The 19,857-nt window shown below is 70.8% G+C and carries 17 protein-coding genes; 4 read left to right on the top strand and 13 right to left on the bottom strand.

What is annotated here, in order from left to right:
• The 4 genes from ACWDX9_RS45010 to ACWDX9_RS44995 all read right to left on the bottom strand — a co-directional run.
• Positions 1-2,839 (bottom strand): hypothetical protein (locus tag ACWDX9_RS45010; RefSeq protein WP_449966132.1); only part of this gene is annotated, 2,839 nt, incomplete at its 3' end.
• Complete coding sequence (locus ACWDX9_RS45005) at positions 2,836-3,648, bottom strand: carbohydrate ABC transporter permease (protein WP_350727693.1); 813 nt, start codon at positions 3,646-3,648, stop codon at positions 2,836-2,838. The genes ACWDX9_RS45005 and ACWDX9_RS45010, both read right to left, overlap by 4 nt.
• Entirely contained in the window at positions 3,645-4,556 is a 912-nt protein-coding gene (locus ACWDX9_RS45000) for a carbohydrate ABC transporter permease (RefSeq protein ID WP_192792926.1), read from the bottom strand. The genes ACWDX9_RS45005 and ACWDX9_RS45000 overlap by 4 nt, the downstream gene beginning before the upstream one ends.
• Positions 4,553-5,860 carry an extracellular solute-binding protein gene (locus ACWDX9_RS44995; protein ID WP_449966128.1) on the bottom strand — a complete coding sequence of 436 codons (1,308 nt, stop codon included), beginning with the start codon at positions 5,858-5,860 and terminating at the stop codon, positions 4,553-4,555. Before ACWDX9_RS44995 ends, ACWDX9_RS45000 begins: the two co-directional genes overlap by 4 nt.
• Before the next feature lie 170 nt (positions 5,861-6,030).
• Here ACWDX9_RS44995 and ACWDX9_RS44990 point away from each other — a divergent pair, with 170 nt between their 5' ends.
• The 3 genes from ACWDX9_RS44990 to ACWDX9_RS44980 all read left to right on the top strand — a co-directional run bounded on the left by ACWDX9_RS44990 (position 6,031) and on the right by ACWDX9_RS44980 (position 9,381).
• Positions 6,031-6,816: a DeoR/GlpR family DNA-binding transcription regulator gene (locus ACWDX9_RS44990; RefSeq protein ID WP_350727691.1), complete on the top strand. Its 786-nt coding sequence runs from the start codon at positions 6,031-6,033 to the stop codon at positions 6,814-6,816.
• 93 nt (positions 6,817-6,909) lie between these two features.
• Positions 6,910-8,466 carry an alkaline phosphatase D family protein gene (locus tag ACWDX9_RS44985; protein ID WP_449966126.1) on the top strand — a complete coding sequence of 519 codons (1,557 nt, stop codon included), beginning with the start codon at positions 6,910-6,912 and terminating at the stop codon, positions 8,464-8,466.
• Between the two features lie 15 nt (positions 8,467-8,481).
• Complete coding sequence (locus ACWDX9_RS44980; protein WP_449966123.1) at positions 8,482-9,381, top strand: discoidin domain-containing protein; 900 nt, start codon at positions 8,482-8,484, stop codon at positions 9,379-9,381.
• A gap of 22 nt (positions 9,382-9,403) precedes the next feature.
• Here ACWDX9_RS44980 and ACWDX9_RS44975 read toward each other — a convergent pair whose 3' ends face one another.
• The 9 genes from ACWDX9_RS44975 to ACWDX9_RS44935 are packed head-to-tail and all read right to left on the bottom strand — an operon-like array spanning position 9,404 to position 18,406.
• Positions 9,404-10,138, bottom strand: a complete 735-nt coding sequence (locus ACWDX9_RS44975; protein ID WP_449966120.1) for an SDR family NAD(P)-dependent oxidoreductase — start codon at positions 10,136-10,138, stop codon at positions 9,404-9,406.
• Between the two features lies 1 nt (position 10,139).
• The gene (locus ACWDX9_RS44970) at positions 10,140-11,375 is read right to left on the bottom strand and encodes a sialidase family protein (RefSeq protein WP_449966118.1); all 1,236 of its coding nucleotides are present in this window, start codon (positions 11,373-11,375) and stop codon (positions 10,140-10,142) included.
• Complete coding sequence (locus tag ACWDX9_RS44965; protein ID WP_449966115.1) at positions 11,372-12,154, bottom strand: HpcH/HpaI aldolase family protein; 783 nt, start codon at positions 12,152-12,154, stop codon at positions 11,372-11,374. Before ACWDX9_RS44965 ends, ACWDX9_RS44970 begins: the two co-directional genes overlap by 4 nt.
• A gap of 28 nt (positions 12,155-12,182) precedes the next feature.
• On the bottom strand, positions 12,183-13,223 hold the full coding sequence (locus ACWDX9_RS44960) for an aldo/keto reductase (RefSeq protein WP_449966112.1): 1,041 nt from the start codon (positions 13,221-13,223) through the stop codon (positions 12,183-12,185).
• On the bottom strand, positions 13,220-14,095 hold the full coding sequence (locus tag ACWDX9_RS44955) for an ATP-binding cassette domain-containing protein (protein WP_449966110.1): 876 nt from the start codon (positions 14,093-14,095) through the stop codon (positions 13,220-13,222). The genes ACWDX9_RS44960 and ACWDX9_RS44955 overlap by 4 nt, the downstream gene beginning before the upstream one ends.
• Complete coding sequence (locus ACWDX9_RS44950; protein ID WP_449966108.1) at positions 14,092-15,000, bottom strand: ABC transporter ATP-binding protein; 909 nt, start codon at positions 14,998-15,000, stop codon at positions 14,092-14,094. Before ACWDX9_RS44950 ends, ACWDX9_RS44955 begins: the two co-directional genes overlap by 4 nt.
• Positions 14,997-15,944: an ABC transporter permease gene (locus ACWDX9_RS44945; RefSeq protein WP_449966106.1), complete on the bottom strand. Its 948-nt coding sequence runs from the start codon at positions 15,942-15,944 to the stop codon at positions 14,997-14,999. Before ACWDX9_RS44945 ends, ACWDX9_RS44950 begins: the two co-directional genes overlap by 4 nt.
• Positions 15,941-16,876: an ABC transporter permease gene (locus tag ACWDX9_RS44940; RefSeq protein WP_449966103.1), complete on the bottom strand. Its 936-nt coding sequence runs from the start codon at positions 16,874-16,876 to the stop codon at positions 15,941-15,943. Before ACWDX9_RS44940 ends, ACWDX9_RS44945 begins: the two co-directional genes overlap by 4 nt.
• 3 nt (positions 16,877-16,879) lie before the next feature.
• Positions 16,880-18,406: an ABC transporter substrate-binding protein gene (locus ACWDX9_RS44935; protein WP_449966100.1), complete on the bottom strand. Its 1,527-nt coding sequence runs from the start codon at positions 18,404-18,406 to the stop codon at positions 16,880-16,882.
• A gap of 66 nt (positions 18,407-18,472) precedes the next feature.
• Between ACWDX9_RS44935 and ACWDX9_RS44930 the strand changes: the two genes are divergently transcribed.
• On the top strand, positions 18,473-19,857 hold a 1,385-nt coding region (locus ACWDX9_RS44930; RefSeq protein WP_449966098.1), incomplete at its 3' end, for a four-carbon acid sugar kinase family protein.

Here is a 19,857-nt window from a genome sequence, read left to right as displayed (position 1 = left end):
GCTGCCCGAGGCGGGCTGGCTCGACGGGCAGCGGATGCGGGCGGGGCCGCAGGTGGAGCGCGGCGGGGTCGCCCTGCTGGCGCCGCCGTACGCGGGGCCGCGACGGCCAGCCGGGACCGGAGACCGCGAGCCCGTCCACCAGCACCCAGCCGTCCGACTCCACGCTGATCGTGTTGCCGCCCGGCCGGAGCAGGCCGGACACGTCGTAGCGGCGCACCCGGGGGATGTCCGCCTCCTCGTACGGGTCGAACCCGCCCTGCCTGCCCGCTTCCGCCCCGTTCACCAGCACCCGGCAGTATGCGGTCGAGGCCACCTGCAGCAGCTCGTACGGCGGTGCGCCGACGTGCACGGTGGTCTCCATGGCCCCGCCGATCCACTCGGGCAGAGCCGCGTCGCGGGGGTCGGCGACCAGGCAGGCGTACGCCCGCAGGTCGAGCTCCTCGTCGGGGACGAGCCGCAGCTCCAGAAGGTAGGTGCCGGGCGCGAGCGGCGCGCGCGAGACCGCCGCGTATCCGGAGTCGTCCAGCGGCACCTCCTCGCCGTCCAGCCAGGCGGTCTTGGCCGCGCCCGCCCCGATCGCCAGCCGGCCGCCCTCGGGCATGTCGGCGGGCACGGTGAGCAGGCTGCGGAAGCGGGCCTCCTCCCCCGCCCCGACCGTCCCGAACGCCAGGAACTCCACGGGCACGTGCCCCTTGGGGCCGAGGGTCTCCCGGTGGATCGGGTCCTTGCGCAGCCCGCGCGACGGCGACCACACCGACGGCGTCCACGGCCCGGCCCCGACCCGCTGCTCGCCCCGGGGCTCGAACGTGACGTGCACCGGCTCGCCGTCCGGCGTGCGCAGCGTCCAGCGTTCGACGACGGCGCGGCTGCCGAAGTCCGACCAGGTGTCGTCCAGCGTCGGCACGAGCTCGACGTCCCACTCCTCGCCCAGCTCCACCTCATGCGGGAAGCTCGGGCGCGGCGCCGGGACCCGGGAGGTCCCGTCGAAGATCAGCAGCGCGGCGGGCCCGTCGTCGAAAGGCACGACGATCTCCAGCGCGTCCCCGTCCGTGGTGCACGGCAGCGCCCGGGGTTCCCCGCCGAACGGGCTCGCCAGCAGCGGCGTCCCGGAGACGCCGCGCACCTTCACCCGCATCTCGCGGGCGTACCGGGACGGGTCGAAGTCGATGGCGGCGTCCAGCCAGCCCAGCTCGACGCCGCGCTCCTCGGGCCGCCCCACGCCGATCCTGCTGGCCATGGGGAACGCGGCGGTCAGGAACACCAGCGTGGTCTCCCCGATCTCGCGTACCAGCGGCGGCACCGGCGCCTCGACCCGCCGTTCGAGCCCGGCCAGCGCCGCCCCGATCCCTTCGGCGCTCTCCACGGACACGGCCGGGAGCCCGTCGGGGACGGCCCCCACCGCGACCAGCAGCCCGCCGCCGGCGGCGAACTCCTTCAGCCGCGCGGCCACGTCCTCGTCGAGCACGGTCACGGCGGGCAGCACGACGGCCCGGTACGCCTCGGTGGAGACGGCCAGCCTCCCGTCGCGCACGTCCGCGCGCCGCACCGAGTCCTCGTCGATCACGTCGGCGTCGAGGCCGAGCCGGTCGAGCGCCCCCGGCACGGTCGCGAACCACGCCATGTCGCCCACGAGCTCCCGGTAGACCTCCTGCGCCCGCGCGGCCTGCGCGCCGACGCCGTCCAGCCCGGTTCCGGCCTGCGACGTCGCGGTGGGCAGGAGCACCGCGACGTCGCAGGCGTGGCGGCCCAGGGACAGGGCCGCGCACAGGCGGGTCACCGCGTCCGCGAAGACCCGGTGGTGCCGCCAGTAGGGTTGGCGCCAGTCGGTGGACGGCGGCGCCCACTCCCACCAGCCGCGCCGGGTCGTGTAGTAGACGGCGTGGGGGTTGTAAAGGTTGGCACCGGCGCGCAACCAGGGCAGCAGCCAGTCGAAGGTCTCCTCCAGGGTGCCGCCCCAGCCGCTGGAGTGGAACGCCTCGATCCAGGTGCGCGGCCGGCCGTACAGGTGGGCGAGGGAGGAGTGCAGGCGCGCGTCGCCGTGGTGGTCGGAGCCGGGCGCGCCGAACCAGCGATGGGTACGCGCGTAGTCGGCGTAGAGCCGGACCCCGTCCACGGGATGCCCGGCGCGGGCCGGGTCCTGCTGGTCGCAGCCGTTGAGCAGGCCGTGGCGCTCGTGCCAGGCGGACAGCGGCCGGAAGAACGCCTCCTCGGCCAGCTCGGCCCGGGTCTGCTGGTAGGCCTGCCAGTCGGGCGCGTCGAGGGTGAAGGGCCGGCCGCGCCGGGCCGCGTACTCCTCGGCGAACGTCGCCGACCAGGTGGGCACGGTCGGCAGCTCGTCCTGGAACGACCCGGCGATCACCGTGCCGAACCAGTGGCCCACCCGCCGCTCGAACTCGCCGTGCACCCGGTCGAGCAGCACCGCGCACGCCTCGCGGGACAGGTAGTCGAAACCGCGCGTCGAGACCGTCCCGTCGGGTGCCAGCCACTGCCCGGCGAACTCCGGGCGTTCCTGGACGAGACGGGCCTGAAGGTCGGCGCCGGAGAAGCCGAGCTGGTCGTAGAACCACAGGTACGCGCCCAGCTCGCAGGCGTCGGCGCAGACGCCGTCCAGCAGCTCCCACCACGCCTCGGACAGGAACGGCGGGTCGTCGGCGTCGGAGCCGAACAGCGGCCCCGACGGCGCCAGGTTGAGGATGACGAGGTTGCGCACTCCCCCGGCGACGAGCCGCTCCATCTGCCAGCGCAGCCGGTCGCGGCGCAGCGGCTCGCCGCTCCACCACCAGATGGCCGCCGGGGAGAACTCCCGTGGCGGCTCGCGGAGCACGTCGAAGACGGTCATCCCTTGAGCCCGCTGGAGAAGCCCTTGATGACGTAGCGCTGCAGCACCAGGAAGACCAGCACGATCGGCAGCGCCCCGAGGACGAGCCCGGCGAAGACCAGGCCGTGGTCGGAGACGTACTGGCCGACGAAGGCGAAGACGCTGACCGGGACCGTCTCGAACCCGGAGCCGCCCAGGTAGAGCAGCGGGGTGAAGAAGTCGTTCCAGATGAAGACGGCGTTGAGGATCAGCACGGTGCCGGTGATGGGCCGCAGCAGCGGGAAGACCACCCGGGTGAACGCCGTCAGGTGGGAGGCGCCGTCGATCTGGGCGGCGCTGGCGTACTCGCGGGGCAGCGCGCGGATGAAGCCGGTGTACAGGAAGACCGTGAAGGGCAGCTGGATGCCGGTGTAGAAGAGGATCATCCCGGCGTGCGTGCCGATCAGCCCCAGGTCGGTCACCAGCTCGTAGAGCGGGATCATGCCGAGCTGGAACGGCAGCACGATGCCCAGCAGGAAGAGGATGTAGAGGCCGTAGCCGAGCCTGCTGTGCACGCGGGCCAGGAAGTAGGATGCGAACGAGCCGAGCGCGATCAGCAGGACCAGGCTGGCCACGGTGATCACCGTGCTGTTGACCAGCGACGGGCCGAGCGCGGCGGCCGACCACGCCTTGCCGAAGTTGTCCAGCGTGGGCGGGTCGGGCAGCGCCAGCGGCGTCTGGGAGATCTGCGCCGGGTCCTTCAGCGACAGCGAGATCAGCGTGTAGACGGGGAACAGGAACGCCACCGCCGCCGCGATCATCACGATCTCCAGCAGGAACGTCCTTCTCATGCGGACACCTCCCGGTTGCGCAGGTAGTAGACCTGGACGAGGGAGACGGCCGCCACGAACAGGGCGAGCACCAGCGCGATCGCGGTGCTGTAGCCGAACTTGCCGAACACGAACGCCTGCTTGTAGAGCACCGTGGACAGGGTCTCCGTGGCGTAGCCGGGGCCGCCGTTGGTGGCGGCGAAGATCTGGTCGAAGAGCTTCAGCCCGCCGATCGTGGAGAGCATGAGGTTGATCGTCACGGCGGGGGCCAGCAGCGGCCAGGTGACGTAGCGGAAGCGCTGGAAGGTGCCCGCCCCGTCGATCATGGCCGCCTCGTGCAGCTCCTTCGGCACGCCTTCGAGCCCGGCCAGGAAGATGACCATGGAGTATCCGGCGTACTGCCACACGACCATGCCGGCGATCGACCACAGCGCCACCGACGGGTCGCCCAGCCAGTCCACGCTCAGGCCGAGCAGCCCGTTCAGGCCCGCCGACGGGTCGGGGTTGTAGACGTACTTCCACAGGAAGGCCACCATGACCGGGCTGACGACCACGGGCGCGAAGAAGATCACCCGCAGCAGCGCCCGGCTCTTCAGCTTGGCGTTGACGCCCAGGGCCAGCAGCAGGCCGACCCCGTTCTGGACGGCCACGATGGCCACGGTGAGCAGCAGCGTGTTGCCGATCGAGCCCATGGCCTGCTCGTCGCCCAGGAGCGCGCCGAAGTTGGCCAGGCCGACGAAGGACATGTCCTGGCCGATGCCGCTCCAGTCCGTGAAGGCGTACACCACGCCGGCCGCGGCCGGGTAGAGCACGACCAGCGCGTAGACGACGAGGGCGGGCGCGGCGAACAGCCAGGACGGCGAGTTGGCGCTGAAGCGCCGCCTGCGCCGAGAGACGGCCGAACGCCGCTGGACAGTCAGGGAAGTCACTTCTTGTACGCCTCGTCCATCTTCTTCAGTGCCTCGTCGATGGTCGACTTGCCGGCCAGCAGCTCCTGGATCACCGCGAAGTGCACCGGCTGCACCTCGGCGTTGGGCCAGCGCTGGTCCATGAACGGCACCGCCCGGTCCTTGGTGAACGGCAGGAACGACTGGACGGCCGGGTCGATGGTCGAGGAGGAGTCCTGGGTGAGCGGGATGGCGGCGATGGCCTTGGCCCAGGCGTTGATGCTCTCCTGCTTGCCGAGGAAGTCGATGAACGCCTTGGCCTCCTCGACGTGCTGGCCCTTGGCGCTGGCGCCGAGGCCGACGACCACGCCGGCGGGGATCCACACCTGGTTGGCGTCGTCCGCGCCCGGCACGGGGAACATCGACAGGTCGTCGGGCGAGGAGGCCGCCTTGCGGAAGTCGGGCAGCACGGCCGACACCTGGATCGCCATGCCGGCCTTGCCGGTGGCCACCATGGAGATCTGCTGCTCGAACGTAGTGCCGTTCGGCTTGTCGTTGAAGAAGCCGCGCTTCTGCAGCTCCAGGTACATCTCCATGGCCTGGCGCCAGCCCGACTGGGCGAAGGAGGTCTGCCCGGCGAGCTGCTTGTCGTCGAACGTCGGGTCCTTGGCGTAGACGGTGGAGGGCACCAGCGCGTACGTGATGAGCTGGGTGACCCACGGCGTCTGCGCGCCCAGCGCGATCGGCGTGATGCCGGCCTTCTTCAGCTTGTCGCAGACCGCGAGGAACTCCGTCCACGTGGTCGGCGGCGCCTCCACGCCGGCCTTCTCGAACGCCTTCTTGTTGTAGACGGCGCCGATGACCGACGAGCCGGCGGAGTAGATGTAGGTCTTGCCGTCGAGCTGGAAGGCGGGCTTGAACCCGGCGGGGATCGTCTGCGTCCACGCCTGGGCGGACAGGTCGGCCAGCAGCCCGGCCTTGGCGATCTGGCTCATGGACATCGCGCTGCCGTTGCCCGGGTAGACCACGTGCAGGTCGGGGGCGTTGCCCGCGCCGAGCTGGGTGCGGACCGAGGTCTGCACCTGGTCGGTGGGGGCGAAGGAGGCGGTGAGCCGCACCTCCGGCTTCACCTTCTGGTAGGCGGCCAGCAGCGCGTCCATCGGCGCCTTCTGGTCGGCCACGCCGAGGAACTTCAGGTCGACCCCGGCGGCGGCGGTCCCGCCGCCCGTGGTGGCCGTGGTCTCGGGCTTGGTCGAGCAGGCGGTGGCGGCCGCGGCCACGGCGAGGCCACCCATCATGCGGAAGAACTGGACCCGGCTCAGTCGGGCGTCACGCAGATCGGTCATGTCATGTCTCCTCGCCGGCGCTGCAAGGCCGATACGAACGTTTTAATGACGGTCCTGTTAAGTTAACAGCCGATTCTGTTAAAAATGAGGGATGTCGGGAGGGTACGAGTCGCCCGAGAAGGGTGTCAAGAGTAGGATCCGCAACCGTTCAGGCGAGGGTGAGGGCTCAGGTGAATTCGCGGCAGCACACCTCCGGCAAGTCCGCCCGGTGGCGGGACATGGCCGAGCACATCGTACGGCGTGGCTCGGCCACGGTGACGGAGCTCGCGGAGAGCTTCGACGTGAGCGTGATGACCGTGCACCGCGACCTCGACGAACTGGAGCGCCAGGGCATGGTGCGCAAGGTTCGCGGCGGCGCCACCGCCCAGGCCTCCAACGTCTGGGAGAGCAACATCGCCTACCGGCTCACGGCCCACACCGCGGAGAAGGACGCGATCGCCAGGGTGGTGGCCGGGCTCATCGAGCCGGGCAGCTCCGTGATGCTCGACGACTCCACGACGGCCCTGGCCGTGGCCCGCCACCTGGGCGAGCTCGCGCCGCTGACCGTGCTGACGAACTTCCTCGAGGCGATCAGGCTGCTCGCGGCCACCCCCGACATCCGGCTCATCGCGCTCGGCGGTGAGTACCATGCCACACACGACTCTTTCCTCGGGCTGGGCTGCGTGGACGCGGTCGAGGCGGTCAGCACGGACGTGGTCGTGGTCTCCACCTCCGCGGTCTCCGACCAGTACGCCTTCCACCAGGAGCAGGAGATCGTGCTGGTCAAGCGGGCGATGCTGGGCTCGGGCACCCGCCGGATCCTGGCCGTGGACGGCTCGAAGCTGGCCAGGGTGGCGCTGCACCGGGTCGCGCCGCTCGACGACTTCGACGTCATCGTGGTCGACGCCAACGCCCCCGCCGAGATGCTGCAGCGCCTGCGCGACCGGCACCGGCGGGTCGAGGTCGCCCAGTTGTAACACGTTTGTATGTGATTTTTAACTTCAGTCTTGTTACAAGCTTGCCTGCTTGCTACAAAGTGAGGGCTTTCGCCCCCCATCTGAGGAAGCAGCATGCACACGCGCCGTTCGTTCCTCGGTCTGAGCGCATTAGCCCTGGCGTTCAGCACCGACCTCGCCGACCCGTGGACCGCGGCCGCCACGGTGAGCGGCGACTACCCCTTCCAGCTCGGCGTCGCCTCCGGCGATCCGCTGCCCGACCGGGTGATCCTCTGGACCCGGCTGGCGGCCAGGCCGCTCGAACCGCTGGGCGGGCTGCCGTACAACAAGATCAAGGTCGAGTGGGAGATCGCCGAGGACGAGGCGTTCACCCGGCGCGCGGGGTACGGCTCCACGTGGGCCACCCCCGAGTACGGCCACTCGGTCCACGTGGACGCGAAGGGGCTGCGCCCCGGCCGCGACTACTTCTACCGCTTCCGCACCGGCGGCGAGCTCAGCCCGGTCGGCAGGACCAGGACGGCGCCCGCGCCGCGCAGCAGCCCCGAGTCGCTGCATCTGGCCTTCGCCTCGTGCGCGTCGTGGCAGGACGGCTACTACTCCGCCTACCGCCACCTCGCCGAGGAGCGTCCCGACGTCGTCTTCCACCTCGGCGACTACATCTACGAGTACGGCATCGTGCCCTCGGGCGGGAACCGCAACACGCCGGTGCCCGAGCAGTTCCGGGTGCAGTGCGACACGCTCGACCGCTACCGCGTCCAGTACGGCCTCTACAAGAGCGACCCCGACCTGCAGGCCGCGCACCAGGCGGCGCCGTGGATCGTCACCTGGGACGACCACGAGGTGCTCGACAACTGGGCGGGCCGCTTCGGCCCCGGCGGCGAGGTGTCCGAGCAGGACTACCTGGTGATCCGCGCCAACGCCTTCCGCGCATACTGGGAGAACATGCCCATCAGGGTGCCCGCCGTGCAGGGGCCCGACGCCCGGATCTACCGCAGGTTCTCCTTCGGCGACCTGGCCGAGTTCAACGTGCTGGACACCCGCCAGTACCGCGACGACCAGGTCTGCGGCGACGGGCAGCAGATCGACTGCGCCGAGCGGCTCGACCCGGCCCGCCAGATGCTCGGGGCCGAGCAGGAGAAGTGGCTGCTCGACGGCCTGGGCGAGTCCCGCGCCAAGTGGAACGTGCTGGCCCAGCAGATCGCCATGATCCAGCTCGACTACGACGCCGGGCCCGCGCAGAAGCTCAGCATGGATCTCTGGGACGGCTACAAGGCCGCCAAGGACCGCGTGCTGAACGGCATGGTGGAGCGGCAGGTCAGCAACCCCGTCGTGCTGACCGGCGACATCCACTACAACCTGGCAGGGGAGCTCAAGACGAACTTCGACGACCCCACCTCGCAGACTGTCGGCGTGGAGTTCGTCGGGACCTCCGTCAGCAGCGGCGGCAACGGCAACCCGAACACCGGCCTGCCGGCCGGCGGCACCGACGCGGTCAACCCGCATCTCCGCTTCTCCAGCTACCAGCGCGGCTACGTCTCCTGCGAGGTCACCAGGAGCGAGTGGCGGGCGGACTTCAAGGTGGTGCCGTACGTGGACCGGCCCGGCGCGCCGGTCTCCACCAGGGCCAGCCTCGTGACCCTCGACGGCGTGCCCGGCCTGCACGCGCTCTGACAGGAAGGACCGATCATGCGACTCCTCACCGCCGCGCTGGCCGCCACCGCCGTCGTCCTGACCGCCCCGGCCGCCGCCCACGCCCAGGATCCCTCCGAGCCCCCGTCGAACCCGTCGCTCACCGTCAAATCGGGCGCCTCCAAGGGCACCGGCAGGCTGACCCCCATCGCGGGCGCCGACCGGGTCGTGGCCCCGCTCGGCGTGGACCCGGCCTGCCCGGCCAAGCTCGAGATCGGCATGCGCAGCGACGCCAGGAAGCCGTCGTACGCGACCATGTCCGTCGAGGTGACAGCGCCGCTGTCCGCCTCCCGCTCGATGCTGACCAGCTACCTGCCGCCCGGCTACGAGCTCGGCGCGAAGCTGCTGATCGCCGTGCCGCCCACCACGCCGCAGGGCGACTACGCGCTGCGCCTGAAGACGCCGGACCGCACCCTGTCGGTCCCCGTCCAGGTCGTCACCCTGGACCAGCTCGACAACGGCGGCAACTTCGCCCTGCGCCGCCCCGTCACCGCCTCGTCCCAGCACACCAACGCGAACTACCCGCCGTGCAGCGTCGCCGACGGCGACGCCGGCTCGAACGGCTGGGCCGGGGGCAACGGCTGGAACGACGCCACGGCCAGGGCCTGGCCGGACACGGTGTCGATCGCGCTGGGCGGCGCCAAGCAGATCTCCCGCGTCGACCTCTACACCCTGAACACCGAGCGCTACCCGTCCTCGAGCGTCGGGCTGCGCGACTGGGACGTCCAGGCGGGGCTGAACGGCCAGTGGCAGACGGTCGCGCAGGTCCGCGGCAACACCGCGGGCAACGTCCGCTCGGACTTCGCCGCGGTCACGGCGGACGCGGTCCGGATCGTCGCCCTGGCCTCGAACGGCGCCAACGACTACACCCGCATCACGGAGGTGGAGGTCCGCTAACCCAGGAGACGGAGCCGCCGGCTCACAGGGACGCGCCGCCGCACATCACCAGGTGCTGCCCGGTGACCGCGCCTCCTTCCGGCCCGAGGAGGAAGGCCGTCAGTCCCGCGACCTCCTCGGGTCTGATGAACCGGCCCAGCGGCGGAACCCGTGGCGGCGTGGCGGCACGTCCGGGATCCCGCAGCATGGGGGTGTCCGTCGGGCCGGGAGCGACCACGTTGACGGTGATGCCACGCGGGGCCAGTTCCATGGCCCAGGAACGGGACAGGCCCACGAGCGCGGCCTTGGTCGCCGCGTACTGGCTCTTGCCCACCGCGCCCGCCATCGTGCGGCTTCCGATCAGCACGACGCGGCCACCTGGGCGGATCGCGCCGGCGAGGGCGTTCACCAGGACGGTCGCGGCCTCGACGTGGACGCGCCACATGAGGGCGCCGTCCTGTGCCGAGAGGCGTCCGAGCGGTGCGGAGCGTTGCAGGCCCGCAGCGTGAACGACGGCGTCGACGGCGTCGACGGCGCCCACCGCGGCCGATGCGTCGGCCAACTGGTCGAGGTCGGTCAGGTCGGCCTGGATCCACGCGTAGGCCGGGCTGTCCTGGCGGTGCTCCGGAGGGCGGGTACGGCTCATCCCGGTGACTTTCCAGCCCTCGCGGAGCAGGCGTGCGGCGATGGCCTGGCCGATGCCGGAGCTGGCCCCGGTCACCACCGCGTGCTGCGGCTGCTCCGCGGTGTGGGGGTCTGGCGTGGTGTCCGTCGACACGTCAGACGCCCGCGGCGCGGGCGGCCCACTCGGGTCGCACCCGTACGTACTTGATGACGCGGCGGTGGTAGGTGAAGGCGATGTGCAGGTCGCCGTCAGCGCTTTCCTGGATGGAGGGGTAGGAGTACTCCCGGTTGAGACCCTCGCGGGAGTTGTTGGTCAGGCAGTAGCCGTCGCCCACCTCCAGATCGCGGCGGATCGGCCACGTGCGCCCTCCGTCGTCGGACAGCGCGAGGGTCATGGGCGCGCGCGGAGCGCCCCAGAACGCGGTCCGCTCATCGCTCCCGGCGGGTGCCGGACTCGCCGGGGTCGCCGGACTCGCCGGGGTCTCGGCCAGGCCGTCGTCGTCGACCTCGTCGTACAGGGAGACTCTCCGCTCGGTGGCGTCGGCCGCGCTGCTGGCGTTGAACACCAGCGCGAGCCGGCCGTCACGCAGTGTGACGTACTGGATGGAGGAGTTGTTGTTGGGCAGTTCGGTGGCGGCGGGAGCGCTCCAGGTCACGCCCTCGTCCTCCGACCGGCTGGCGTGGATCGAATCCGCCCAGCGGCTGCGGAACAGCGCGAGCAGCGTGCCGTCGGCCAGGAGGTGGACGTTCATGTGGACGCAGCCGGTGCTGTCGGGGACGAGCTGTTCGCGCCAGGTTCGTCCCTCGTCGTCGGAGATCATGAGGGAGCTGGTGTCACGGTCGCCGACCCAGCGCCTGCCCGGCGTGGTGACGCAGTTGAAGACGGGCAGGAGCCATCGGCCGGAGGGCAGCACGAGCACGGGCTGCCGGACGAAGACGCCGCCGCGGCTCGTGGCGGGGAAGAGGGTGTGCACAGGTCCCCAGGTCTGACCGTCGTCTCGGGAGATGCGACGGCGGACTTCGGCGGTGTCCTGGTTGCCGGCGTGCTGGGCGGTGTACAGCAGCCACAGCTCTCCGGCGGGCGTGGGGAACAGGACCGGGTTCTGCTCGGAACGCGTCATGTCATCGGACAGCCGCGTGGGCGTGGACCAGGTGTCCGCGCCCTTCCGCAGCCGGGAGAACCAGATGGAGATGTCCGAGACGCCTTCCTGCGTGCCGCCGAACCACACGCAGCCCAGATCACCGTCGTGCAGCGACATGAGGTTGGCCGCGTGGTTCTGCACGGCGGGCGCGATCAGGTACGCGTCAAGGCGGTCCGGATCGTCGTCGCGAACCCGGATCAGGCCGTCCATGGGCAGGTGATCGGGGACGGAGGTCGGGGACTGGCTCACTGCTCTCCTTGGCGAGACTGGGCTCGGGCGTCGGTCAGGTGGGACTTCGCGGCCTGTTCGAGGTGGACGAGGTCGCAGGCGATGGTGGCGAAGGTGTATCCCTCGGCCAGGCGCTTGGCGGCCGTCCCGCCGTCGGGGGTGTGAATGCCGGCGGCGATACCGGCGGACCTGGCGGCTTCACGCACCGTGACCAGCGCGTCCTCGAACTGGGAGGCGATCGCGGGGTCGCCGGGGAAGGCGCCGCCCAGGGCCAGGCACAGATCGGACGGGCCGACGTAGACGCCGTCCAGGTCGGGGGTGGCGCAGATCGCTTCGATGTTCGCCAGCCCCTGTGCCGTCTCGATCATGGTGAGGACCAGCACGGTGGCGTCGCTGTCCGCGGGGCGCGGTCCGATGCGGAGCGCGGAGCGCATCGGGCCGTACGAGCGGCGCCCTTTCGGTGGATAGCGGGTCGCGGAGACCGCGGCCGCGGCGTCCTCGGCGGTGTCGATGAGAGGCACGATGACGCCTGCGGCGCCCGCGTCGAGGGCACGGCCGATGGGGGCGGGGTTGTTCGCCTCGACTCTGACCAGGCCCGCGGACACGCCGCCCGCGTCGATCGCGGTCAGGCCGCTCAGCAACCCCGAGTAGCCCAGCAGTCCGTGCTGGGCGTCCAGGCACACGTAGTCGTATCCGAGGCGCGCGATGCGCTCGGTGGACACGGGCGAATCGAGCACGGACCAGTAGCCCAGTGCGGGTTGCCGGGCGCGGATCCTGGCGGTGAAGTCGGTGATGCTCACGGCTGGCCTTCTCCTCGGTGGTCGGCTCTCATCGGTTGTAGGCGGGCATCGGGCCGCGCAGCGCCGCGCCCACGCGGTCGCAGGCTGCCACGACGTCCTCGGGAAGCGGTCCTGCCGCGGCGGTGGCGATGTTCGCGCGCAGGTGTTCGACCTTGGAACCGCCGAGCAGGAGCGCCCCCACGCCGTCGCGATGGAGCAGCCACCGCAGGGACAGCTCGACGAGGGGGATGCCCGACTGCGCGGCGATCTCACCGAGGGCGGTGACGGCCTCGAACAGCGCCGGGTTCCAGTACCGCTGCCGGTACATGGGGGCGAGCTTGGAGTCCCCGAAACGGCCGGCGGAAGGGTCCTGCTCGAAGGTGTGCCGGCCGGTGAGCAGGCCCCCGCCGAGCGGGTTGTAGACCATGGTCGTCAGGCCGGTGCTCTGCGCGAACTCCAGGTATTCCTCCTCCACCCTGCGGGCCAGGAGGTTGTAGAGCTGCTGGGCGACGACCGGGCGCGGCGCGCCGACGGCGTCGGCGGTGTGGTTGAGCTCGGCGATCTGCCAGGCCGCGTAGTTGGAGACGCCGAGCGCGCCGACCTTGCCCTCGGCGACGAACTCGGCGACGGCGCCGAGCGTCTCGGCCGGCGGCGTGCGGCGGTCGGGCTGGTGCAGGTAGAACAGGTCGACGTGGTCGACCCGCAGGCGGCGCAGGCTGCCTTCGAGGCTCGCCCGCAACGCCTTGGCGGACAACGGCGCGTCATCGCCCGCGTCCGGATGGGGCATGCCGGCCTTGGTGGCGAGGACGACCCGGTCGCGCCGGGTGGCGAGCAGCGGCCCCAGGATGGACTCGGTCGCGCCGCCCGCGTAGACGTTCGCGGTGTCCACCCCGGTGATGCCGGCGTCGAGCGCCGCGTCCAGCATGCGCGCGGCCTCCTTCGCGTCGGCCGTGTCGCCGAACGTCATGGTGCCCAGCACCAGCCGGGACAGCCCGATGCGCGCCCCAGACTGTGTCGCTGCCGGATTCGCTGCCGGTGTCGCTGCCGGTGTCGCCGCCGGTACGGAGATCGCCGGTACGGAAGGTGTCATCGGTCGGTTCCTCGCTGAACGGGTGTCCCGGGGGACTGCTGGGTGGACTGCTTGGCGGACGGGGCCCGCACCAGATCGCGCGGCTTGCGCCCGCGGATCGCGGCCGGGTCCAGCGCGGCCCTGCGGAGGGCGCGGGTGTAGGGGTGGGCCGGCGCGGCCAGCACCTTCCGGGTCGGGCCGGACTCGACCAGGCGCCCTTTGCTCATGACGATGATGTCCTCGCTGATCTCCCTGACCACACCGAGGTTGTGGGAGATCACGACATAGGTGAGGCCGGTCTCGGCCTGGATCTTCATGAGCAGCGCGAGGACCTGCGCCTGGACGGACACGTCCAGAGCGCTCGTCGCCTCGTCGCAGACCAGCAGATCGGGCTTGGAGGCCAGGGCCCTGGCGATGCCGATGCGCTGGCGCTGGCCGCCGGAGAACTCCGGCGGGCGGCGCTCCAGGGCCGTGGCGGGCAGGCCCACCTGGTCGATGAGCCTGGCCGCCTCCTTGGCCCGTGCGCGTCTGTCGCGCATTCCGCGCACCCGCAGCGGTTCCGCGACGATCTCCTCCGCCGACAGGTGCGGGTCGAGCGACCCGTACGGGTCCTGGAAGATCATCTGTACCCGGGTGCGCATCGGGCGCAGCTGTTTCTCACTCAGCCCCGCGATGTCGGTGCCGCCCACCACGATGCGGCCCGCGGTGGGCTTGACCAGCCGGACGATCGACCGGGCGATCGTGGACTTGCCGCAGCCCGACTCCCCCACGATGGCCAGGGTGCCGCCCTGCCGGACGGTGAAGCTGACGTCGTCGACCGCGCGGAACAGGCCGTGCGCGACGGGATAGTCCACGACGAGGCCGTCGACCTCGAGGAACGCGTCATCGGTCATCGGGATTCTCCTAGTGCCACCGGGTCGGCGGGCGACCCGTCGTCGGGGGACGCCTCGGGGTACGCCTCGGGGGACTCACCGTCCTCGTCCCACGGGCCGAGCCGTGGGACCGCCGTCAGCAATTTCCTGGTGTACGGGTTGCCCGGCGCGTCGACGATCTGTTCGGCCTCGCCGGACTCGACGAATCGCCCGTCCTTCATGACATGGATGCGGTCGGAGACGAGCCGGGCCACGCCGATGTCGTGAGTGATCATGAGGATGCCGATGCCGGTGTTCTCCTGTACTTCGAGCAGCAGGTCGAGGATGCCTGCCTGGACGGTGACGTCCAGGGCGGAGGTCGGTTCGTCGGCGACGAGCAGCACGGGCGACCCGGCGAGCGCGAGCGCGATGAGCACGCGCTGCAGCATGCCGCCTGACAGCTGGTGCGGATACTTGCGGAGCTGGGACTCCGGATCGGGGATGTGCATCCGGGCCAGCAGGTCGACGGATCGCGCGATGGTCTCCGACTTGGACAGGCCACGATGTTGCAGCCGAACGGCCTCACGGAGCTGCTGCCCGATCGTATGGACGGGACTGAGCGCCGTCATCGGATCCTGCGGGATGAGGGAGACGGTACGCCCGCGTACCTTGCGCGCCGCGCGCGGGTCGGCGATGACGTCGACGCCCTGGAAGCGGGCTCTGCCGGACAGGACCGCCAGCTCCGGCGGGAGCAGCCGCAGAATGCCCATGGCCGTGGTGGACTTGCCGGATCCGGACTCACCGATGATCGTCACGGTTTCGCCCTGGCGGATGAGGAAGCTGACGCCGTCGACCGCGCGGACGATGCCGGCTTCGGTGATCAGCTCGATCTGCAGGTCCTCGACCTCCAGCAGGGGACGGCCGGCCTCGTCGAACTCGGCTGTCATGCCCGGCTCACCTTCCCTTTCCGCCTGCGTACACGGTCCCGAAGCCCGTCTCCGAGCAGGTTGACGCCGACGACGAGCAGCACGATGACCAGTCCGGGCAGCGTGACCAGCCACCACGACGTCGTGATGTAGTCCTGGCCGTCGGAGATGATGCGGCCCCAGGTGGCGAACGGGCGCTGCGGACCGGCGCCCAGGTAGCTCAGCGCGCTCTCCAGCAGCACGGCCTGGGCCAGCAGCAGCAGGATCACGAGTGTGGCCTGCTTGACGACGTTGGGCAGCACGTGCCGGAGCAGGGTGGTGACGCGGCGCAGGCCGAGCACCCGGGCCGCGGCCACGTAGGGTTTCTCCCGCTCGACGAGCACGAGGGAACGGGTCAGGCGGGCCACCTCCGGCCACTGCGCGATCGCGATCACGAAGGTGATGACCGGGATGGAGGGGCCGAAGAGCGCGACGACCAGCAGCAGCATCAACAGCAGAGGCAGCGAGAGCTGAGCTTCCAGCAGGCGGGAGACCACGGTGTCGACCCAGCCGCCGAAGAATCCGGCCGTGGCGCCGGCGATGAGGCCGATGATGCCGGAAACGACGATGGCCAGCACCCCGACGGTGAGCGAGACCTGGCCGCCGTGCAGGACCCGGGAGAGAAGGTCCCTGCCGAGCTGGTCGGTTCCGAACAGGTGCCCGCCGGTCAGCGGCGGCAGGCGGCGCAGGCCGAGGCTCTGCTCGTCCGGCCCGGGGATCGGCAGCACGTTGGCCAGGACGACGGGCAGGACGACCAGGGCCACGCACACCGAGCCGACCCACAGCTTCAGCCGCGCGCCCTTGCGGCGGCGGACCGCCGCGGATCGCGCGAGATCCTTGGCGGTCACCGCGCTGGGCCGCGCGGGGGGCTCCGGGACGTCCTGGTCTCTGAAGCCGTCGGCGGGGCCGGCCTCCATGGCGGTCATGAGGCCACCGCCTTCCCGAGTCGTACCCGCGGGTCGAGCAGCGGGTAGGCCAGATCGATGAGGAGTTGGACGGCCACCGTCAGGATGGCCGTGACCAGGACGGTCGCCTGGATCAGCGGATAGTCCCTGGTTTCCAGCGCGCGCACGACGAGCGATCCGACACCCGGCCAGGCGAAGACGACCTCGACCACCACCACGCCGTTGAGCATGGCGGCGAACCGGGTGCCGAGCGCGGTCACCACCGGGACGGCCGAGTTGCCCATGGCGTAGCGCCAGGTCAGGCCGCGCTCGGAGATGCCGCGGGAGCGGGCGATCGTCAGGTAGGGAGCCGCGAAGCCGGTCCCCATCTCCCGGCGTACCAGGCGGGAGATCAGCGCGATCTGCAGGATGCCAACTGTCACGGTCGGCAGCACCAGGCCGCCCCAGCTGGTGAAACCGGATGCCGGCAGCACGGGGACGAGCACCGCGAAGATGGTCAGGAGCATGATGCCGCTCCAGAACTCCGGCATCGACTGGCCGGCGATCATGGCCACGTTGGCCCCCAGCTCGCGGGCGGTGTCGGCGTGCCGCGCCATCCAGACGCCGAGCGGGATGGCCACGACCGCGGCGAACAGGATGGAGGACACCGCGAGCATGACGGTGTACGGCATCCGGCTGAGGACGACATCCAGGGCGGGGGCCTGGAAGGAGAAGGACGTGCCGAGGTTGCCGCTGAACAGGTCACGAACGAAGATTCCGTACTGCTGAAGCAGCGGTTTGTCCAGGCCGAACTGGACGCGGATGCGTTCGAGCTCCGCCGTGGTGGCCAGGGGGCTGGCGTAGGCGGCGGCCGGATCCCCTGGCGCCAGCCGTACGAGGACGAAGACTGTGGAGACGGTCAGGAAGATCGCCAGCAGGCTCTGCCCGACACGTTGGGCGACATATCGGACCACGAGTCATCCATTCAGCCGGACAGATGCCAGGTCGTAGGAGTTGGTGGGACTGAGCAGTACGTTCTGCACGCGCTTGCGCCGGGCGATGACGGTCTTGGGGACGAAGGCCCACATGCAGGGCCAGGTGTTCCAGATCTCCTTCTGGGCGGTGGCCAGCAGGGTGTCCCGGGCCGTCTTGTCGGTTTCCCGGGAGGCCTTCTGGAGCATTTCGGTGATCTTGGGGAACACGTAGCCGTGGTAGGTGTCCCGGGTGGCCTCCTTCTCCTTCGTGCCGGCGAACATGCCCTGCAGCGGAGTCAGCGCCAGCCCGGTCGGGCCGGGGTAGCCGTTGCCGAGGACGTCCCAGTCGCCGCCCCGGCCCTGCCGCCACTTGGAGATGTCGCCGCCCGGCTGGAACTGCTGGAGTTCGGCCTGCACGCCGACCGCCTTGAGCATCTCCACCACGGCCTCCATGACGCTCGTGTCGTTGGCGAACTCCCCGGTCTCCCAGATGATCTTTATCTTGAGATCCTTCACCCCGGCGGCCTCGAGCATCTGCTTGGCCTTCTGCGGGTCGTAGACGTACTCGCCGGTCTGCACCGCCCCGGTCAGGGTGTCGGCCACCACGCCCCGGGCCTGGGTCACCGAATCGGCGAAGACGTCCTTGATCAGGGAGGGGCCGTTGATGGCGTAGCTGAGCGCCTCGCGCACGCGCGCGTCGGCGAGCGGATGCCCGGAAGGCTTGCGGAAGTTGTAGAAGAGCTGCGTGATGCGGGTGCTCGGCACCTGCTGGATCTCCACGTCGCCGAGACCGGACAGCTGGCTGATCGCATCGGGGGAGATCGCGTCGATCACATCGACCTCGCCGCTGCGCAGGGCGACGACGCGGTTGGCCTCCTCCGGGAGGAACCTGACCTGTACGGTCTTGATCCCGGGCGCGGGGCCCCAGTACTTGTCGTTGACCTGCAGCGTGTACTCGCCGGTGCCCCGGTTCGCGGAGGTGACGACGTAGGGGCCCGAACCGATGCCGCCCTGAAGTTCCTCCGCCTTGTTCGCGGCGGCGGGGGTGATCAGGATGTTCGCCATCAGGTAGTCGAGTGTCGGCACCGGGTTCTCGGTCACGAGCTTGAAGGTGCTCGCGTCGACGGGGGTGACCGTCGGCCATTCGGGGAACAGGCCGGCCAGGAACGACCCGGGGACCTTCTGGTACATCTGCAGGGCCGTTGAGACGTCTTCGACCTTGACCGGGCTGCCGTCGGAGTAGCGGACGCCGTCCCGCAGCTTGACCGTCCACTCGGTGGGAGCCGTCAGCTCGAACCTCTCGGCCAGGACGTGCTGCACGGCGAGCTTCGGATCGATGAAGGTCAGCGCCTGGCGGACGCCGCGCTGGACGCTGACGGCGGCATCGAACTGGTTGAGCTTGTTGTCCAGCGACACGAGCGAGCGGTTGAGCGCCAGCGTGAGACCCGGACCGGCGGTGGAACCGGCACCAGAGCCGGCACCGGCGACGGGCCCCGGTCCCGCGCAGGCGGCGAGGGGACTCAACGTCATGGCCGCGCCGGTGAGAGCACCGAGACGGAGAAGACTTCGCCGGGAGTACTGGGGGCCGCTTCCGAGATGAGTCACTGGGCTTCTCGCTTTCTGGACCGTCCTCAGCGGTGCGCTTCTCAGCGGCCGCCTGCCAGGACCGGATGTTTCCCACGTCACAACGACGTTGCTGCACCATTACACGCATGCGCGCTTCGCGCAAGAGATCTAGCGCATTTTGTGCAAGCTGTGACATCATCCAGTCAAGACGAAGGCTGCGCCGACGTGCACGCCTCACTCCGGAGCGGATCGCGCATGAGGGTTCGCAGGGATAGTGAAAGCCTGTCTGAGGTGCATAGATCGAACACATCGGGGGATTCCTTGACGCCCAGGAGAAGCACGGCCGCGCACGGTGTCCTCATCGTGGCCGACGACCTCTCGGGCGCGGCCGAGTCGGCAGCGCGAATAGTTATGCGCGGAACACGCACGAGGATTGTTCTCACTCACCAGGCCGTGCGGGACGAGTGCGATCCCGCCGACATCCTGGTGGTCGATACCGACTCCCGGCACCGGCATCCCGCCGAGGCCGCCGCGGCGGTGCGTTCCGCGGTCGCCCTGGCCTCGGCCGGGCGTCCGCGGCTGGTCTTCAAGAAGATCGACTCTCTGCTGCGCGGCAACGTCGCGGCGGAGGTGGCCGCGCTCATGGCGCCTGGGGCCGGCGTCGTCGTCGCCCCTGCCCTGCCCGGTCTGGATCGGGTGGTACGCGGCGGCGTGCTTTACCTGGCCGGTGTGGCCCTCCACCGTGCGAACGCCTGGGCGGTGGACGGCGTCTCCCCTCCGGCGTCGGTCGAGGCGGCCCTGGCGCCGCTTCCGGCCCGCGTGCTGGACCTCGCGACCGTGCGATCGGATCGCCTTTCCGACGCGATCGCCTCCTGCGCCGAAGACTCGCACATCGCGCTGTGCGACGCCGAGACGGATGCCGATCTGGACGCCGTGCTGCGTGCCGCGCTGGCCGTGCCGTCGGTGCGGCTGGTCGGATCCGGCGGACTCGCCGACGCGCTCGGGCGTCATCTGCGGAGTCTCGGCACGGCCACCGAGCAGACGGCCACCGAGCAGACGGCCATCGAGCAGACGGCCACCGGGCAGACGGCCACCGGGCAGACGGCCACCGCGGAGCATGAGCCCGTCCCTGCGCATACCGCGCGGCACGGCGACGTGGCCCGCCCGGCGCCGCTCGTCGTGGTGGGCAGCGCCGAGCCGGTCGCGGCCGAGCAGGTCCGCCGGCTGGTCGAGGCGGGAGCCGTACCCGTGGCCCTGCCCTTGACGGCGCTCCTCGGCACACCCTCCGGACGGGACCCCCTCCCCCGCATCCCGATCGGCGAGCGGGCGGTCGTGGCCTTCCTCGACTCCGCCGGCGCCGTCCTCCCGGCGGCCTCGCGTGACATCGCGCGGCGGCTGGCCGAGGTCGTCGCGGA

This window comes from Nonomuraea sp. NPDC003201, from assembly GCF_053590415.1.
The sequence above is the reverse complement of the archived record's forward strand: the minus strand, read 5'-3'. Positions and strand labels throughout refer to the sequence as shown.

Excerpts from the sequence above, each read along its gene's own strand:
- ACWDX9_RS45005 (WP_350727693.1), bottom strand. The coding sequence starts at position 3,648 with ATGAGAAGGACGTTCCTGCTGGAGATCGTGATGATCGCGGCGGCGGTG.
- ACWDX9_RS44995 (WP_449966128.1), bottom strand. The coding sequence starts at position 5,860 with ATGACCGATCTGCGTGACGCCCGACTGAGCCGGGTCCAGTTCTTCCGC.
- ACWDX9_RS44985 (WP_449966126.1), top strand. The coding sequence starts at position 6,910 with ATGCACACGCGCCGTTCGTTCCTCGGTCTGAGCGCATTAGCCCTGGCG.
- ACWDX9_RS44980 (WP_449966123.1), top strand. The coding sequence starts at position 8,482 with ATGCGACTCCTCACCGCCGCGCTGGCCGCCACCGCCGTCGTCCTGACC.
- ACWDX9_RS44960 (WP_449966112.1), bottom strand. The coding sequence starts at position 13,223 with ATGACACCTTCCGTACCGGCGATCTCCGTACCGGCGGCGACACCGGCA.
- ACWDX9_RS44955 (WP_449966110.1), bottom strand. The coding sequence starts at position 14,095 with ATGACCGATGACGCGTTCCTCGAGGTCGACGGCCTCGTCGTGGACTAT.
- ACWDX9_RS44950 (WP_449966108.1), bottom strand. The coding sequence starts at position 15,000 with ATGACAGCCGAGTTCGACGAGGCCGGCCGTCCCCTGCTGGAGGTCGAG.
- ACWDX9_RS44945 (WP_449966106.1), bottom strand. The coding sequence starts at position 15,944 with ATGACCGCCATGGAGGCCGGCCCCGCCGACGGCTTCAGAGACCAGGAC.
- ACWDX9_RS44935 (WP_449966100.1), bottom strand. The coding sequence starts at position 18,406 with ATGACGTTGAGTCCCCTCGCCGCCTGCGCGGGACCGGGGCCCGTCGCC.